Origin of the sequence: Janthinobacterium sp. SUN176 (genome assembly GCF_030587335.1) — a bacterium.
Classification (GTDB): domain Bacteria; phylum Pseudomonadota; class Gammaproteobacteria; order Burkholderiales; family Burkholderiaceae_D; genus Janthinobacterium; species Janthinobacterium kumbetense.
On the sequence record NZ_JAPWIA010000001.1, the window covers coordinates 1,459,804 to 1,477,303 of the forward strand.

The window sequence follows — 17,500 nt, forward strand, 5'->3', positions numbered from 1 at the left end:
CCCGGGATCTAGAATTTCAGCAGCGCGGCCGTCATGACCCCGCCGTACAGCACGAACAGGCTGCCCAGGCAGGCGCCAAAGCCGTAGCGGGCGCGACGGCGGCGCACTTGCTGCAGCGCCGTCCAGTTCATCGATACCGTGCCCAGCACGTTCAAGCCCGTGGCGTCGCGCAGTTCGGCGGGGCTGAGGAAGGTGGGACGCACCTGGCTGATGAGCAAGGCCGTGGCGACGCCGGCCACCAGGGCCGCGCCCAGCGCCGCGCTGAACAGCAGCGGGCGGTTCGGGCCGACGGGCGCATATTGCACCGTGGGCGGGTCGATGATCTTGAAGGCCATCATTTCCGTGGTGGAACTGAGCTCACCCGACAGCTTGGCCGCCTCGCGCCGGCCGATCAGCTTTTCATAGTTTTCCTTGTTGATGATGTAATCGCGGTTCAGCTGCGCCAGCTGCGATTCCACCTCGGGCACGGCATTGCTCTGCGCCAGCAGGCGTTCATTGCGCGCGTTGTATTCCTGCACGCGGGCGCGGATGGCGGCCACCTTGGCGTCCGCATCCGTCAGCGCCACCTTCAGCTGCTGCAGCATGGGGCTGTAGTTCTTGCCCGGGTCGCCGGCCGCCGTCTTCAGCTTGCTTTCCTCGATCTTGCGTTCTTCCAGCTGGGCAATGAGGCGCTTCGAAGAGATGATGTCGGGGTGCAGTTCCGTAAATTGCATGCGCAGGCTGTCGAGGTTCTTGTTGAGCGTGGCGATGCGCTCGTCGAGTTCGGGATTCGCGATGGCCGATGCGTTCGGTTCCAGGTCGAGCACGGGCTCGTCGCCCTCGATCTGGCTCTGGATGGCCTTGCGGGCCTGTTCCGCCTCGACCAGTTCCAGCTTGGCATTGTTCAGGCTATCGGACGACATCAGCAGCTGGCTTCCATAGTCGATGCCCTGGCGCGGCAGCAGCAGGTTGTTGCGGATCTTGAATTCCTTCACGAGGTTTTCCGCCGCGCTCAGCTTGTCCTCGTAATTCTTGATCTGCTCGTCGATGAATTGCACCGCCTTTTGCGAATCGCCCTTTTTTCCCTGGAAACTGCCTTCGACAAAGATGGTGAGCAGGCTTTGCACCACATCGCGCACCAGCTTCGGGTCGCGCCCGCTGTAGCTGATCGTGTAGATGTCATACGCGTTGGTGCCCGTGATCTTGATGCGGCTCATCAAATCGTCGAGCTGGGCCTCGTGTTCGCGCACGGTCTTCGAATCGAGGTCGAGGTCGACCATGCGCATGACGCGCTCCACGTTCGGGCGGCTGAGCAGGGTGCGGCTCATGATGGCCACCTGCTGCTCCGTGTTCGGCACGCTGGTCATGCCGGCCATCAGCGGCTTGAGGATGGTTTGCGTATCGACAAACACGCGCGCCGACGTCTGGAAGTCGTCGGGCAGGGTGATCACCTTGATGAAGCCGACGACGGCCACCAGCCACGCCACCAGCACCGCATGCCAGCGGTACTTCCAGATGCCTTTCAGGCTGGAAAGCAATTGCTGTATCAATTCTTCCATGTCGCTTCCTTCAGGTGACGGTGCTGCACGGTCGATGGGCTGGCGACGGCGTCTTGCAAGAAATGCTTGCCTGTTGAGTAAGCAAAGTATAGGGCGGCTGAGAGGCAAAATTTCCCAAGATGATTGCTTCTTGATACGCCTCAAGGTTGACTTGCCGGGTTTTAATAATCATAGGAAGTTCGCGGCCCAGGCTGGTTCTGCGGGGCCGGCCATGGACGCGCCATCGACTCGAAGAGGCTCCGCATGAATCCGTTTCGCCGTGCATTTGTCTGCAACACGCTGGGCCTGGGCTTGGCCGCCGGCTTGCTGGGCGCCTGCCGCACGTCCCATCCGCTGGCGCCCTCCGACGACAGCGCGCCCATGCACGACTACCTGATCGGACCGGGAGACTCCGTCAACATCATCGTCTGGCGCAATCCGGAAGTGTCGCTGACGGTGGCCGTGCGGCCGGACGGCAAGATCACCACGCCGCTGGTCGAGGATTTGCCCGCCAGCGGCAAGACGTCGACCCAGCTGGCGCGCGACATCGAGCAAGCGTTGGGCAAGTTCATCCAGCAGCCCGTCGTGACGGTCATCGTCACCAATTTCTCGGGCCCGTATGGCGAGCAGATCCGCGTCATCGGCGAAGCGGCCAAGCCGCAGGCGCTGCCGTACCGGCTGGGCATGTCGCTGATGGACGTGCTCATCGCCGTGGGCGGCATCACCGATTTTGCGGCCGGCAACAAGGCCAGCATCATCCGCATGCGGGAAGGCAACCAGCAGCAGCTGGGCGTGCGCCTCGACGACCTCCTGAAGCGTGGCGATATTTCCGCCAACGTCATGATGCGCCCTGGCGACGTGCTGCTGATACCGGAGAGCTTCTTTTAATAGCGGACTCGGCAATATCAAAACAGCACTTATATTTGTCATTTTGTACTTGCAGGCAAATTTCAGCATGCAATTTTGCTATTAAATAGCATATTTCTTCTGTTTTTTTTGCCTGGCGCGGGAACTTCTCCAGTTTTTCTCTTGTCACAAGGCATTGGCTTCAGTCCGTCTCGACGGCGGCCGATGAACGTGAGGACAAGATGAGCTTTGAAGATGAACCCATTATTTCCTTCGACACGCCCGGTACTTTCAATGACCTGGTGGTGGGCGAGGGGCAGATCGACCCTGCCATGGAGCATGAGCTCGACCTGCAGCGCTTTCATATCCGCATGGCCAATTCGCGCGGCCGGCGCGAGGCGGCCAGTTTGCTGATCCGCAAGATGTACGGCTGGCGCGGCTATGCCGTCGATCCCGGCATCGCGCATGCCCTGAATAAAATCACGCTGTTTGCGGAAACGGCCGGCACCACCGTCGGCACCATGACCCTGTGCCTCGACAATGACGAGACCGGCTTGCCCGCCGATGAAAACTTCCGCGACAAGCTCGACGTGCTGCGCGAAGAAGGCCGGCGCCTGTGCGAACCGTCGCGCCTGGCCATCGACAAGGGGGTGAGCAAGCGCGTGTTCGCGGCGCTGATTCATATCTCTTATATCTATGCCCACAATATTCACGGCTTTACGGATTACGTGATCGAAGTCAACCCGCGCCACGTGGTGTTTTACAAGCGCATGCTGGGTTTCCAGGACTTCGGCGGCGAGCGCGAGTGCACGCGCGTGGGGGCGCCGGCCGTGCTGCTACGGCTGGACCTCGATTACATGGGGGCCCAGATCCGTAAATACGGTGGCCTGATGGAACAGCATGGGGGTGAACGGTCGTTTTACCCCTTTTTTTTTCCGACATGGGATGAGCCTGGCATTACGGACCGGCTGAGGCAGGGGCGCAACTGATCACTCATTTGTTTTTCAGCAAGAGCGTCTGCATGTAGCTGCCCGGAATCGCGTAGGTGATGCCGCTCGGGGCGCTGATGGCCGCTTCCTTGAGGCCCTTGACGTACACCATGTTGACGATGCCGTAGACGAGACCGGTCTCGGGATCGAACAGGGGGCTGCCGCTGCTGCCCGGATACGCCGTCGCGTCCAGCTGGAACACGGTGTACGGCGCTTTTTGCAGCTGCGCCAGGCGCCGGATGTCGAGGCGCTGCGCGTTTTCGCTGGGCATGACCACCGGCGTCAGCGATGACACGGTGGCCCGGTGCGTCACGTGGTGCAGCCCGAGCAAGGTGCCCAGCGGAAACCCCGTAAACGCCATGGCCTGGCCTTCGCGCACCGTGGCCGCGTCGCCCAGCGCCAGGGCGGGCAGGGGCGCGCCCGCCAGGCGCAGCAAGGCCAGGTCATGTTCCGTGTCCACCGCCTGGACCCTGGCGGGGCGAAATTGCGCCGCCTCGCCCTGGCCCGTGAGGATGCCGATGACTTCGTTCGGATTGGCGTCGAGCAGTTTCTGGATCACGTGGGCGCAGGTCAGCACGCTCAAGCCGTCGCCCGTCACGAAACCCGTGCCGATGAAATTCATCGGCGGCGTGCGCGTCTTTTGCAGGCTGCCCACGCCGACGATGGACGGTTTGATGCGCGCGATGGTTTGCGCCAGCGGCGCATCGGCGCGGCACGGCGCGCTGGCCAGGGCCAGGCAGAATAGGAGGGCGGAAAACAGGGGTGTCATGGCGGCGCGCTTTCAAGGTGGGGAGGTGGCGGGGAGGGCGCGGGCTGCAGCAGCGCGCACAGCAGCATCAGATGGCACAGCAGGGCGAGGCGCGGCACGTCGAGCAGGCTGTCGAACAGGCCGACGACGAGAAAACCCAGCAGGGCGGCGGCGCAGGCCAGCGCGCCCGGCTCGCCCCGCGCGGCGCGGCGCAGCAGGCGCTGGCCGGCCACGGCCAGCAGGGCCAGCATGGTCAGTGCGCCGCACCAGCCCGTTTCCACCAGCAGATGCAGCGCCATGCTCTTGATATGCCACGGCAAGTGATGGTGGTCGCTGCTGAAAAACCAGTAATTGTTGGCCTGCGTAAAACGGCCGTTGGCGATCAGTTCCTCGCCGCCGGGCGCGCGCAAGCTCAGGTTGTCGACGTCGAGCACGGACGAGGCGGCCGTGCCGCTGACCGCCAGTTCCAGCTGCACGGGCGGGCGCAGCAGCCAGGCGCCCGTGCCCAGCCAGGCGCTGTCGAACGGCACGTCATAGTGTTGCCAGGCCGCTGGTGGATTGCCGGGCGGGGGCGGGCGCAGGCGCAGGGGGATTTCCACGCAATTTTGTGCATACAGCAATTGCCGCTGGCACAGGCGCACCTGCAGCACGGGCATGGGGCCGCTTCTGCGCACGTCGAGCGCCAGGGTGTAGCGCGTGGCCGGCTGCACGCGCAGGCGTTGCAGCAGCCGCAGCAGTTCGCCATAGCCGGCGCTGTAGCCGGGACTGGCCAGGCGCACATAATAATTGCCGGGCGCGTCCCTGTCCTCGGCATACGCGATGCTGGCCGGCACCTCGCGCCCCGGATTGTGCCAATAATAGGTGGCGGGAAAGCTGCCGCTGCCCATGCCGAACAGGCGGTTGCCCCAGTCGGGCGGCTGCATGGCCAGCACTTGCCGCCAGTGGCGCAAGCGGCCCTGCATGTCGAAGGCCGTGGTGGCGAAACGTTCGGTGGCGTAATAGCTGGCCGACACGGGGATGGCCAGCAACAGCAGGATGCCGGCCGCGCCCGCGATGCTCAGGCTGGCCCGGTCCAGCCGCCACAGCGGCGGGTGCAGGCGTCCGTTGCACAGCATTAGCATGGCCAGCAGCACCACCAAGCCGGCCGGCAGCAGGGCCGGCGGGCCGGCCCAGTGCCAGCCTATCCAGGCGAGATTGCATGCCAGCATGGTCCACGCCATCATCGCCAGACCCAGCCGGGCTGGACCCTTGGCGCCGGCGCCGCCCGGCCACAAGGTGCCCGTCAGCAGCATGGCGGCCAGCAGGAACAGGAAATACGGGCCTTTCAGCCAGCCGGCCGTTGGTTGAAAGGCCGGTTCCGGCCACCAGGCGGCCAGCAAGCCCTGCAGGCACAGCGCACACAGCAGGCTGGCCGGCGCCAGACGCCACGGCAAGGGCCGCGCCGCCAGCACGAAGCTGGCCGCGAGCAGGACGGCGGCGGCCAGCAAGCCCCGGTAGCCGGCCAGGCTGAACATGTACAGCAGCAGGACGGTGCCCAGGCCTGCCAGCAGCAGCTTGAGCAAGATGCCCCGCACGGGCGGCCGGCCGCGCGCTTGCCGCCCCGCGCCGGGCGCCGTCCGCAGGGCTTGCCACAAGGCCAGCAGCATGGCCGCCGCCAGGGCCGCGTACAAGCCCCGTGAAAAGGTGGTGAACGCCGCGTGCAGGGCCAGGGCCAGCAGCAGCAAGGCCAGCGCCGCCTGCCAGCGGCTGCGCGCGCGCGCCAGCCACAGGCCCGCAAAGGGCAAGCTCAGGGCCAGGTAGCCGTCCAGCGCGGCGCCGCCCGTGTGCATGGCGGAAAACGGCGCCGTGATGCGGTAGTCGCTCGACAGGTTCAGCAGTCCGGGAAACACGGCCCGTTCCCACAGGGCGAACAGGGACACCATGGCCAGCCCGGCCAGCATGCCCGGCAGCGCGTAGCGGCGCAGGGCGTGCGGATGCGCGTCGCGCAGCAGCAGCGGCAGCAGCAGCATGCTCCAGGCCCAGGCCTTGCCCAGCCGCAAACTGTTGTAGGGGCTCAGATAATTGTCCCAGGCATTCAGCTCGAGCGGCGCCAGCGGCAGGACGCCGCGCAGCAGCGCCGCCAGCCAGGCCAGGCTGCACAGCAGCAAACATAGGCGGGCGGCGGGCGACAACCGCGCCGCTGCCGGCTGGCTGGGTCCGCCCAGGCGCCAATAGCCGCAGGCCACCGTCAGCAACAGCAGCACGTCGATCTCTTCGAGGAAGAACCAGCCCGTCCACGGCGCCAGGTCCAGCACGGGCAGCAGGGCGGGCACGCAGAACAGCCAGCAGGCGGGACGCCAGCACAGCAGCAGGAAATACGCGGGCAGCAGGATGGCAAACAGCAAGCCGGGCCAGCCATGGCCCAGCGGATAATGGCGCAGGGCCAGCACGCAGGCCGCACCCGCCAGCAGGGCCAGCGGCCGCGCCGCCACGCCGGGCATGGCCGCTTGCACAGCCATGGCCTACAACTGGGTCAGCAAGGCCTGCGCCGCGGCCCGCTGCGGAAAGTCCTTGTTGGCGGCCAGCAATTGTTCCAGTTGCTTGCGTGCACCGCCCTTGTCGCCCGATTTCGCCAGGGCCGCGCCCAGGTGATACTGCACTTCGGGCGATGCGGGCGCCAGGCCCGCCGCCTTGCGCAGCAGCGTCGTGGCGCGCTTGACGTCGCCTTGCTCCAGCGCGATCCAGCCCAGGGTGTCGAGCACGGCGGCATTCTCGGGCGCCAGCTTCAGCGCCTGCTCGGCCGTGGCCAGCGCGCGCGGATCCTTTTCCTGCTGATACGCCCAGGCCAGGTCGTTCAAGGCCACCACGTTGCCCGCATCCTTGGCGACGACATACTGGAACTGTTCGATGGCGGCGCGGTATTGCTTGGCTGCCAGCCGGGTGCCTGCCAGGTAGGTGCGCGTCGGCAAGTCTTCCGGATGCTCTTTCAGCCACGCGGCCATGCGCGCATCGGCTTCGCGCTCCTGTCCTGACGCCTGCAAGGCGCGGTACAGCTGCACTTGCAAGGGGCCGATGGGACTGATGCCGAAGGCGTGCTGGTACAGCTTGACGGCTTGCTGCGGCAGCTTTTGTTCCATCAGCACGTCGCCTTCAAGCTTGTAGCCGGCCGCCAGCTTCGGCTGCTGTTCCTGCACTTGGCGCGCCACGGCCAGCGCCTCGCGCTGGCGGTTCAGGGTCAGCAGCATGGCCACTTCCACCACGCGCGCTTCCAGCAGGGCCGGATCGAGCGCCTGCGCCCGCTTGACGGCTTGCAGCGCATTGTGATGGTCGCCCAGCGCCATGTGCAGGCTGGCGATGCGCATCTGCAAGGGCGCCGACGTGCTCTGTATGCTGGCCAGCTTGATGTAGCTGTCGAGCGCGGCCGGCGCCAGGCCGGCGCTGTATTCCACCTGGGCGCGCAGGGCCAGCGCATCGGCGTCGCCCGGATGGCCCGTCTGCAGGGTGCGCGCCAGTTCCAGCGCCTTGTCGGGCGCGCCCGTCTTCAGGTAAAAGTTACTTAGCAGCAGGGCCGGCGCGACGGCGTCGGGATTGTCGCGGTGGGCCCGCTCGAGCCAGCGCCGCGCCTCGTCCGTCTTGCCCTGCGACGCGGCCAGCTTGGCCAGCGCCGCGCACAGGTCGGCATTTTTCGGCGCCTTCGCCAGCGCCCGCTCGAAGCGCTGCCTGGCTTGCTCCGGCTTTTTCTCGACCAGGTCGATCTGCGCCAGATTATTCAGCGCGGGCAGGTAGACCGGGTCCATGCCCAGCGCTTGCTCGAAGCTGGCGCGCGCGGCCGGCAAGTCGTGCAAGGCCAGGTAGACGCCGCCTTTCAGGTTCAGCAGCAAGGGATTCGTGCCTTTCTGCTGTTGCTCCATCATCTTGACGCTGGCCAGGGCCTTGTCGTTCTGCTTGTTGCGCAGCAAGGTCATCACCAGCATGGTGCCCGCTTGCGGCGTGCTCTTGTCGAGCATGCTGGCCCGTTCCAGTTCACTGATGGCGCGGCCGTTCTCGCCCTGGCCCAGGCGGCTGATGCCCAGCGCCGCGTGCAGCCTGGCCGTGTCCGGCGCCAGGATGCTGGCCTGTTCGAAATACGCTGTCGCCTTGTCGTACTGGCGCGCGCGCAAGTGGGCTTCGCCGGCCAGCGACAGCAATTCCACGTCTTCGGGGAAGGCGGCCAGCATCGGCTGCAGCAAGTCGATCGCCGCGTCGGTCTTGTTGCGCATCAATTCGATCGACGCCATCATCTTGACGGCATACAGGTGCCGCGGATACACGGCCAGGAAGCGCCGCAGGTAGCTTTCCGCCTGGGGCGGCGAGCCGAGCGCCAGTTGCACGGCGCCGGCCAGCAGGATGGACGGCATGTGGTCGGGCGCCGCCTTGAGCACCAGTTGCAAGCCTTGCAAGGCCGCCTTGTGCTTGCCTTCGCGGAAATCGAGCAGCGCCTGGGTTTGCAGCAAGCCCAGGCTGTTGGGCGCCGTCTTGCGCGCCGTGGCCAGCTGGGCCGCCGCTTCCAGGTAGCGGTTTTCCAGGATGTCGAGGTTGGCCAGGTCGATGTGCGCCTGGGTATTGTCCGGTTTTATCTTGAGGATCTGCATGTAGGCGAGCCGCGCCGCGCCATTCTTGCCTTGCAGGCGCAGCAGGTCGCCCTGCAGGCGCAAGGCGTCGAGGTTGGCGGGCGCGCCTTTCAACGCTTGCGCCAGCAGCAGCTCGGCCGCCGGCACCTGCTGCTGCAGCGCCGCCAGGCGCGCCAGGCCCAGCAAGGCTTCGAGCTGGTCCGGATGGGCTTCCAGCAGGCGCGCGTACACGGCGCGCGCCTCATCCTGGCGGCCCAGGGCCAGCAAGGCGTCGCCGCGCAGGGCCAGCACGCTGGCGGGCTGCGCCGCATCGTCGGGAATCTCGGCCAGCACCTTGTCGAACTGGCCCAGCATCAGCCAGGCCTTGCCCAGCAATGGCATCACTTGCTGCGTCGCCAGGCCCAGTGATTTTGCCTTGCGCAATTCTTTCTCGGCCGACAGCGCTTCGCCCGTGTCGATGTAGATGCTGCCCAGCAGCAAGCGCGCGGCCTTGTTGTCCGGCTCCTTTTGCAGCAAGTTCTTCAACTGGATGATGGCGGCGCGCGCTTCGCCTTTCTGGCGGTACTGCTGCGCGTCGGCCAGCAGGGTCTCGCTGCTCTGCGTGCCGTGGCAAGCCGTCAGCAGGGGCAGCAGCAGGGTGCAGCACAGCGCGGCGGCCGGCAGGCCGGGGAAAGGGCGGGGCAGGGAACGGGCCATGGAAGTCTCCGGTAGCGGCGTGCATGAGTGATCGGCATGGCCTAGCTTAAAAAGATGGCCGCCGCTCTCCTTGATTGCGCTCAACAAGCCGCCGATTCTCCGCGCGCCCACCGGCCGCCGCCCCGCGTTCCTTGTTCCCGCTCAAGAATGGCCGGACCGGCGACCGTAGAATTTCCCGGACGGCGATGCTCAGGCCGCAACCCTACGGAGCACATGCATATGGACAGCAAGGCGGATAGCAAGGTGGATGGCAAGGCGGGCGTGGTGGCGGTGGTGGGGCTCGGTTATGTGGGCTTGCAACTGGCCGTGGCATTCGGCATGCGCCAGCGCACGATAGGCTTCGACTTGTCGGCACGCAAGGTGGAAAGCTACCGGCGCCACATCGACCCGACGGGCGAAGTCAGCCATGAACAGTTGCTGGCGGCGCAAGGGCTGAGCGTCGGCTGCGATCCGGCCGAGCTGCAACTGGCCGATTTCATCGTCGTGGCCGTGCCCACGCCCGTCGACAGCGCGCACAATCCCGATTTCTCGGCCCTGGCCGGCGCCAGCGCGGCCGTCGGCCGGCACATGCGGCGCGGTACCATCGTCATCTACGAGTCCACCGTGTATCCGGGCGCCACCGAGGAAATCTGCATCCCCCTCCTGGAACAGCACTCGGGCCTGCGCTGGAAGGAAGACTTTCATGTGGGCTTTTCGCCCGAGCGCATCAACCCCGGCGACCGCGACCATACCCTGCACAGCATCCGCAAGGTGGTCTCGGGCGACGACGCCGCCACGCTCGACAAGGTGGCCGCCCTGTACGAAGGCGTGGTCGAGGCGGGCGTGCACCGGGCTTCCAGCATCCGCGTGGCCGAGGCGGCCAAGGTGATCGAAAACACGCAGCGCGACCTGAATATCGCGCTGATGAACGAGCTGGCCATCATCTTCGACCGCATCGGCATCGACACGCTGGAAGTGCTGCAGGCGGCGGGCACGAAATGGAATTTCCTGCCGTTCCGTCCCGGCCTGGTGGGCGGCCACTGCATCGGCGTCGACCCCTATTATCTGACGCACAAGGCGGAAATGCTGGGCTACCACCCGCACGTGATTCTGGCCGGGCGCCGCATCAACGACGGCATGGCCAAGTTCGTTGCGGAAAAGACCATCAAGGAAATGGTGCGGGCAGGTTTCAAGCTGAAGGGAGCGCACGTGAACGTGCTGGGCCTGACCTTCAAGGAAAATTGCCCGGACTTGCGCAACTCGAAAGTGGTCGACATGATCCACGAACTGCAATCGTACGGCGTGCAGGTGCACGTGCACGACCCCGTGGCCGATGGCCGCGAAGCGCTGGAAGAATACGGCCTGACCCTGGAAAGCTGGGAACAGCTGCCGCGGGCCGAGGCCATCATCAGCGCCGTCTCGCACCAGGCCCTGTTGGCGCGGCCGCTGGCGGATTTCCAGGCCAAGGTGTTGGAAAACGGTTGCTTCATCGACATCAAATCGCATTTCGACCCCCGTCCGTTGGAAGACGGCGGCTTGCACGTGTGGCGGCTGTGATGGCGGCCGGTGCCTTCGATCGGGCGGCGGGCGCGGCGCAAGGCGCCCCCGCTGGCGCTCCCACAGGCATTATCGCTGGCGGCCCGGCTGCCGGCGCGTATGCGCTGGCCTGCGCACAGCTGGCGCAGGCGCCGCGCCGCTGGCTGGTGACGGGCGTGGCCGGCTTCATCGGTTCGCACTTGCTGGAAACCCTGCTGAACCTGGGGCAGGAAGTGCGCGGCCTCGATAATTTCATGACGGGCCACCGCCACAACCTGGAGCAGGTGCGCGCCAGCGTGGGGGAGCAGGCGTGGCGGCGCTTCACCTTCATCGAAGGCGACATCCGCGACCCGCAAGCGTGCGCGCGCGCGTGCGGGGCAGGCGACGGCATGGCAGGTATTGCCAGCATGGCCGGCATGGCAGGCGCAGGCGGCGTCGCCGGTGCAGGTGCCGCCATCGCCAGCATCGGCGCCCCTCATGCCGGGCGCCATGCGGGTCATGCCGCCGGTGCAAGCGGCGGCGGCAGCGAACCTCCGGACGGCCGTGCAGGTCCGGACAGTTCCGGTGACGGCGTTGCCGTCGATTATGTGCTGCACCAGGCGGCGCTCGGTTCCGTCTCCCGTTCGCTGGAAGACCCGCTGCTTTGCCACGCCGTCAATGTCAGCGGCTTCCTGAACATGCTGGCCGCCGCGCGCGAGGCGGGCGTGCGGCGCTTCGTGTATGCCGCTTCCAGCGCCACGTACGGCGACCATCCGGACTTGCCGAAAGTGGAACAACACATCGGCGCGCCCCTGTCGCCGTACGCCCTGAGCAAATATGTCAATGAACTGTATGCACAAGTGTACGCGCGCTGCTACGCCATGCAGACGGTGGGGCTGCGCTACTTCAATGTCTTCGGTCCGCGCCAGGACCCGCTGGGCGCCTACGCGGCCGTCATTCCCCGCTGGATCGCCGCCATGCTGGACAACGAGGCCGTGCTCATCCACGGCGACGGCGCCACCAGCCGCGACTTTTGCTTCGTGCACAATGCCGTGCAAGCCAATATTCTCGCCGCCACAGGCACGGACCCGGCGGCCGTCAACCAGGTCTACAACGTGGCCGTCAACGCCCGCACCAGCCTGACGCAGCTGCACGCCACCATGCAGCAGATGCTGCTTGCCGCCTGCCCGCTGCACGTGCCGCAGGCGCCGCAGTACGGCGAGTTTCGCGCCGGCGACGTGCGCCATTCGCAGGCGGACATCGCCAAGGCGGCCCGCTTGCTCGGCTATGCGCCCACGCACGACCTGGCGCAAGGTCTGCGGCACACCATCGCCTGGTATGTGGCGCAGGCGGACGGGGCTTGAAAAACACGCCGGCCAGGCCGGCACGTGCCGGCCGCGCTTGCGGCGCGCGCGCAGGCGGTCGGCGGAGTCCGTGTCCGGCACTGGCCATTCGCATGTTTTCATTGCCAGATATGCATGCTGACATACATATCAGATACAGATATACATACCCGATACCCATACCAGATATGTCTACCAGATGCCCATGCCAGATGCGCAGGCTCGCCATCCGTCCGGCCGCCTGCCCGGCCGCGAGACCGCCAGACCGATTGGTGCCTGGTGCCTGGCGTTCAGCGTTGCGTGGGCGGCGCTGTCGGCGTTGCTGACGTTACTGTTGACGTTGTTGCTGACGCTGTCGGTGAGGGCGGCTCGGGTACGCCGTCGCTCTTGCTGCGCAGCACCCGGGGCGAGCCCCGGAAGTCGGCCGTATGCAGGGTGACGGGACGGCGCCAGACGCGGGCGATATACGCCAGCACCTGTTCCGCCCGCTCCAGGTCGAGGCCGCGCCCATCGCGCAGGTGGTCATGGCGCAGCACCAGGCTGCCGTCGTCGTTGAGCAGGGTGACGGCGATGCACGGTGCGCCATAGTTGTATTTGGGCGCCAGGATGGCTTCGCGGATGACCCGCAAGTCGCGGCTGGCCAGCCGCGTTTCGCCGTCGCGGCGGCTTTCATGCACGAACAGGCCCAGGCGGTCAGCCAGTTCGGCATCCAGATAGTTGCGAATAAAACTGCAGTCATCGTCGTCGCGGCAAATCTGGCGCGCCCGCGCCAGTCCTTCGCGCTCGATGATGTGTTCCCACATGCAAAAGCCCAGGTGATAGGGGTTGACGGCCAGCGCCTGCTGGTGCTCGCCCGCGTAAGGACGCACCACGTCGGAGTGCGACTTGAGGGCCGCCAGGTACAGGGCCGGCGGCAGGAAATCCGCTTCGCGCAGCAGCCGCGCATGCCAGTACGAGGCCCAGCCTTCGTTCATGATCTGGCAGGCGTACACGGGATAGAAGTAAAACGACTCTTCGCGCACGGCCAGGAAAATATCGCGTTCCCAGTCGGCCAGGTCCGGCCCATGTTGCGCGATGAACCAGAGTAAATCGTATTCGGGCTGCGGCGGCAGGAGCGGGCGCTGCGTCACGCGCGCCCGTGCCGCCTCGCGCGCCGCCAGCGCGGTCGCTTCGCCGGGCAGGCGCCGGTAGCGTCGTGCAAACGGGTCGTCTCCCCCGGCGCCGCCACGCCTGCCAGCGACACCGGCCGGTCCGGACAGCGCGGCATAGGGCGGGCGGTGCAGCTCGGCGTGGATGTCCACGTGCTGCTCCAGCGCCAGTGCCGCGTCGAGCACGGTTTCCACCTGTTCCTGCCCGTGCCGTTGCAGCGCCATTTCCAGACGTTGCGCCCGCGCCGCGCTCTGTTCCAGGATATGCTGGCCCGCCATGACGCCGAAACGCAGGAACAGGGCGTTGCGGCTGGCGAAATCGGCGTGGCCCAGCACGTGGGCCGTGACGAGGGTGTTTTCCGCCACGGAATTGTGTTCGGCCATGTAGGCATGGCAAGGGTCGCCGGGAAACATGACTTCGAACATATGCGAGTTGCCCATCTTTTGATGCACGAGCTGGTGGATGTAGCGCACGCCGAACGACCAGTGGCGCATGCGCACGGGCAAGCCATAGATGGCGATCTCGGCCATGAAACTGTCCGGCACCAGCTCGAACTCGACGGGGGCGAACGCCAGCCCCAGTTGCCGCGCCAGCGCTTCGATGCGCGCCGCGTAGCCGTCCAGGCCAGTTGTGTTCGCCATGTTCGCCGTATCGGCCATACTGGCCATATTGGCGTGGCGCGGGGCGTCATGCCGCGTCATGCCGCGTCCTCCGTATCGGCCGCCTCGTGCCGGAAAAAGGTGCGGATGGCTTCCCACACGTCGTCGTTCTTGCCGAGGATGCTGCTGTGCAAGGGTAAGCCGCGCCGTTCCTGCTCGGCGAACAAGCTGTGCATTTCAGTTTCCAGGCTGCGCGGCACGCCGGGCACGGTTTCCACATAGCCCATATAGTTAAGCAAGACGGCCAGTTCGCCCAGGGCCGCGCTGGCTGGCCCCCGGTCTTCGCTGAAATTTTCGCCATCGGAGGCATAGAACAGATAGGCGTTGTAGCGGCCCGGCGCGTAGTGTTCCTGCAGCAATTCGCGGCTCAGGCGAAAGGCGGTGGACGCCATGGTGCCGCCCATGCCATTGACCTGGAAGAACTCGGCTTCGGAAAATTCCCAGGCCCGCGTCGTATGGGCGATAAAGCGCGTCTCCACGCGCGCATACCTGCGGCGCAAGCCTTGCAAGGCAAAGAAAAAGAACGATTTGGCCAGCTTGCGTTCGGGCTGCGCCATGCTGGCCGACACATCCAGCACGAAAAACACGACGGCGTTCGTGCTGGGCCGGGGTTGCGGCAGCACCTGGCGGTAGCGCAAGTCCTCATTGGTGAAGGGCACTGGCTGCGCTTGCAGGGCGCGCCGCTTGATGGCTTCCTTGACGGTGCGCCGCCGGTCCAGCCGCGAACGGGCGCCATGCCGGTCCAGGCCGCTACGCACGAGCCGCACGTCGTCGATGGCGCCCAGGTGGCGTGGCGTCAGGTGCGGCAATTCGAAGGCGTCCCACAGCCAGTCGAGTATGTCGTCGATGGGAAACTCCAGCAGCAGGCGCACGGCCCCCTCGCCATCGCCGCCGTCACCTTGCGTGCCGGCCCCGCCAGTGGCGGCGGGCCGGGCCGGGCGCAGGATATCGCCGGGCTGGCCGTCACCCTGGCCCGCGCCCAAGCTGCTGCGCGCGGGCGCCAGGCGGAAACGCGCATGTTCGAGCAGGCGCATGGGCACTTGCACCGTGCGCTGCTGCGGTCCGTCGATCAGGTCGGGCGTGGCGACCAGCTCGGGCAAGTGCGCCTGCACGGCTTCGCGCACTTTCTGGTTGTGGCGCAGCCAGTCGCGCGCGCCGCGCGAGAACAGCGCGTACCAGGGCCGGGCCAGGGCTGGCGCGCCACCCGCCGCCGCCGCGCCGGAGGAACCGGCGGAGCCGGCCGTGGCGGCGGGGTCCGCGGTGCCTGCGGGTTCCGTGGAATCCCCCCAGGCCGGATGGCCATCCTGTGTGCCGCTGCCTGGCGTCGTGGTGGCGGCCATGGCTATTCCTGCGCCAGCAAGGTGGTCACGTAGTTGAGCGCTTCGCGCGCGCTATGGGCGTCATAGCCGTATTCGTCGACCAGGCGCTGCTCGACGGCGGATATCCTGGCCCGCACGTCGTCGTCGGGCCGCTTGGCCGAGCCGACGAGGCGCAGCACGTCGCGCCGCTGCTCGAACAGGTATTGCTGGATGGCGTCGTGCAATGGCGCATGGCTGGCCAGGCCAAACGCTTCGCCCCGCTTGAAGGCGCTCATGGCCTTGCGCACCACTTCTTGCCGGAAAGATTGCTTGCCCGAGTCGCTGATGTGGATTTTCTCTTCCACGGCGCGCAGGAAGCGCTCGTCGGGACGGCGCTCTTCGCTGGTGATGGGATCGCGGATCTGGCGGTTGTCGAGCATGGCTTCGACTTCATCGAGATATTTGTTCAGCAAGTCTTGCGCTTCTTGCTCGAATGATACGAACAAGGCCTTGTGCACGTCGGCCTTGACCCAGCGGTTATAGAAATCCTTGCGCGTGAGCACCAGGTAATCGACCCATTTGCGCTTGCGCCGCGGTTCGATGCGCGCATCGTTTTCGATGCCGTCTTTCAGGGCCAGCAGCACGTCCATGGTGGACAGGCTGTTGCGCTGGGCGGAAATGATGGCGTGCGACAGGGCATTGATGACGAAGCGGGGCGACACGCCCGACAGGCCCTCGTCGGGCGACTTGTCGCGCTCGCGCATGCGGCGCAGGTCGGCCGGCTGCAAGTCGTCGACATCTTCGTTCGCGTAGATGCGCAGTTTCTTGACCAGCTCGGCCTCCTTGTCCTCGCCCTCGGGCATGCGGCTGAGGATGGCAAACACGGCCGCCGCATGCAGCACGTGCGGATCGAGGTGAACGTCGCGGAAGGCGGGCGCGGCCGCCAGGATTAGCTTGCGGTAAATGCGCGCTTCTTCGCGGTAATTGAGCGTATAGGGCACTTGCACGATGACCATGCGGTCGAGCAGCGCCTCGTTTTCGCTTTCTTGCAGGAATTTGCGGAATTCGGCCAGATTCGTGTGCGCGAGGATGGTTTCGTCGAGGTAGATCAGGGGGAAGCGCGACACCTTGACATTCTTTTCCTGCGTCAAGGTCAGCAGCAAGTAGAGGAATTCCCGCTTGACCTTGAGGATTTCGATCATTTCCAGCATGCCGCGGCTGGCCGCATACACGGCGCCGGACCACGACCAGGCGCGCGGATCGCCTTCGTCGCCGTATTGCGCCACTTTCGACAGGTCGACGGAACCGACCAGGTCGGCCAGGTCGGCCGTCGTGGGATCGTGCGGCGCATACGTGCCGATGCCGCAGCGGCCCGCCTCGGACAAATGGATGCGCTCGACGGGCATGCGCAGGAAGTCGCCCGCATACTGCTCTTCCAGGCGGGCGCGGCAATGTGGGCACAGTTCGCCCTGCAGCTCGGCATCATAGCTGGCGCGAAAGTCGGCGCGCATGCTGTGCGGCACCAGGTGCAGCGGCGATTCGTGCACGGGACAGCCGGCGATGCCGTACAGCGCGCCTTCGCTGCTGTGGCTGTACTCTTCCAGGCCCCGCTTGAGCAGGATCACCATGGTCGACTTGCCGCCCGATGGCGGGCCAAGCAACAGCAACATGCGGCGGCCCACTTCGGAGCCGGCGGCGGCCGCCTTGAAGTAGGCGGCGACCCGGTCGATCGCCTCGTCGATGCCGAACAGCTCGTCGTCGAACAGGCGGCAGCGGAAGCGTCCGTTGCCGTCGGTCTGGCCATTCCAGCGCATCATGTCCCACAGGTACCGGTGCGCGCTGCGCGTCAGCAGTGCGGCGCGGCCGGGCAGGATTTGCTCGAGGAAGTCGGCAAAACTGCCGCGCCAGGGCGTGATGCGGTGTTTTTCCGCCCAGGCCGCCATGCCGTGCACGAAACCCGCATGCTGGGCCGCGCCACCGGCGTCCGTCGTATTGTCGGCGGCTGTATTGGCGCCGGCTGAGGCCGCTACCGCAGGGGCGTCGTCGGATTGGCGTGTCATACCAGGGCTCGTTATTGCAGGGCTCGTCATTGTTTCCCCATCCTTGCTGTTGCTGGCGTTGCTGCCGTGGAGCAGGCCCGGTTCCAGCCTGTCGGCCAAGTATACGGCGGCG

The 17,500-nt window shown here is 66.1% G+C and carries 11 protein-coding genes; 4 read left to right on the forward strand and 7 right to left on the reverse strand.

What is annotated here, in order from left to right; genetic code table 11:
* Positions 1 to 8: 8 nt before the first annotated feature.
* Complete coding sequence (locus tag O3299_RS06495) at positions 9 to 1,538, reverse strand: XrtA system polysaccharide chain length determinant (protein ID WP_099668061.1); 1,530 nt, start codon at positions 1,536 to 1,538, stop codon at positions 9 to 11.
* A gap of 243 nt (positions 1,539 to 1,781) precedes the next feature.
* Between O3299_RS06495 and O3299_RS06500 the strand changes: the two genes are divergently transcribed.
* Both O3299_RS06500 and O3299_RS06505 read left to right on the forward strand, forming a co-directional pair.
* The gene (locus tag O3299_RS06500) at positions 1,782 to 2,405 is read left to right on the forward strand and encodes an XrtA/PEP-CTERM system exopolysaccharide export protein (RefSeq protein ID WP_099668060.1); all 624 of its coding nucleotides are present in this window, start codon (positions 1,782 to 1,784) and stop codon (positions 2,403 to 2,405) included.
* 200 nt (positions 2,406 to 2,605) lie between these two features.
* Positions 2,606 to 3,352, forward strand: coding sequence for a long-chain N-acyl amino acid synthase (locus O3299_RS06505; protein ID WP_305055421.1), 747 nt, complete (start codon positions 2,606 to 2,608; stop codon positions 3,350 to 3,352).
* A 4-nt stretch (positions 3,353 to 3,356) separates the two neighbouring features.
* Here O3299_RS06505 and O3299_RS06510 read toward each other — a convergent pair whose 3' ends face one another.
* From O3299_RS06510 to prsT, 3 genes are read right to left on the reverse strand one after another with little or no spacing between them, the layout of a single operon-like run.
* On the reverse strand, positions 3,357 to 4,121 hold the full coding sequence (locus O3299_RS06510; RefSeq protein WP_305061834.1) for a serine protease: 765 nt from the start codon (positions 4,119 to 4,121) through the stop codon (positions 3,357 to 3,359).
* Positions 4,118 to 6,598, reverse strand: a complete 2,481-nt coding sequence (locus tag O3299_RS06515; RefSeq protein WP_305061835.1) for a hypothetical protein — start codon at positions 6,596 to 6,598, stop codon at positions 4,118 to 4,120. The genes O3299_RS06510 and O3299_RS06515 overlap by 4 nt, the downstream gene beginning before the upstream one ends.
* A gap of 3 nt (positions 6,599 to 6,601) precedes the next feature.
* Complete coding sequence (gene prsT, locus O3299_RS06520) at positions 6,602 to 9,385, reverse strand: XrtA/PEP-CTERM system TPR-repeat protein PrsT (protein WP_305061836.1); 2,784 nt, start codon at positions 9,383 to 9,385, stop codon at positions 6,602 to 6,604.
* A gap of 213 nt (positions 9,386 to 9,598) precedes the next feature.
* Here prsT and O3299_RS06525 point away from each other — a divergent pair, with 213 nt between their 5' ends.
* Positions 9,599 to 10,921 carry a nucleotide sugar dehydrogenase gene (locus O3299_RS06525; RefSeq protein WP_305061837.1) on the forward strand — a complete coding sequence of 441 codons (1,323 nt, stop codon included), beginning with the start codon at positions 9,599 to 9,601 and terminating at the stop codon, positions 10,919 to 10,921.
* Positions 10,921 to 12,243 (forward strand): SDR family oxidoreductase, encoded by a 1,323-nt coding sequence (locus tag O3299_RS06530; RefSeq protein WP_305061838.1) that lies wholly within the window; start codon positions 10,921 to 10,923, stop codon positions 12,241 to 12,243. The genes O3299_RS06525 and O3299_RS06530 overlap by 1 nt, the downstream gene beginning before the upstream one ends.
* A 269-nt stretch (positions 12,244 to 12,512) precedes the next feature.
* On the opposite strand, the gene O3299_RS06535 is transcribed toward O3299_RS06530, so the two are convergent.
* The 3 genes from O3299_RS06535 to O3299_RS06545 are packed head-to-tail and all read right to left on the reverse strand — an operon-like array spanning position 12,513 to position 17,388.
* On the reverse strand, positions 12,513 to 14,012 hold the full coding sequence (locus O3299_RS06535) for a SpoVR family protein (RefSeq protein WP_305061839.1): 1,500 nt from the start codon (positions 14,010 to 14,012) through the stop codon (positions 12,513 to 12,515).
* Between the two features lie 56 nt (positions 14,013 to 14,068).
* Positions 14,069 to 15,370: a DUF444 family protein gene (locus O3299_RS06540; protein ID WP_305061840.1), complete on the reverse strand. Its 1,302-nt coding sequence runs from the start codon at positions 15,368 to 15,370 to the stop codon at positions 14,069 to 14,071.
* A 2-nt stretch (positions 15,371 to 15,372) separates the two neighbouring features.
* On the reverse strand, positions 15,373 to 17,388 hold the full coding sequence (locus tag O3299_RS06545; RefSeq protein WP_305061842.1) for a serine protein kinase: 2,016 nt from the start codon (positions 17,386 to 17,388) through the stop codon (positions 15,373 to 15,375).
* Between the last annotated feature and the right edge of the window lie 112 nt (positions 17,389 to 17,500).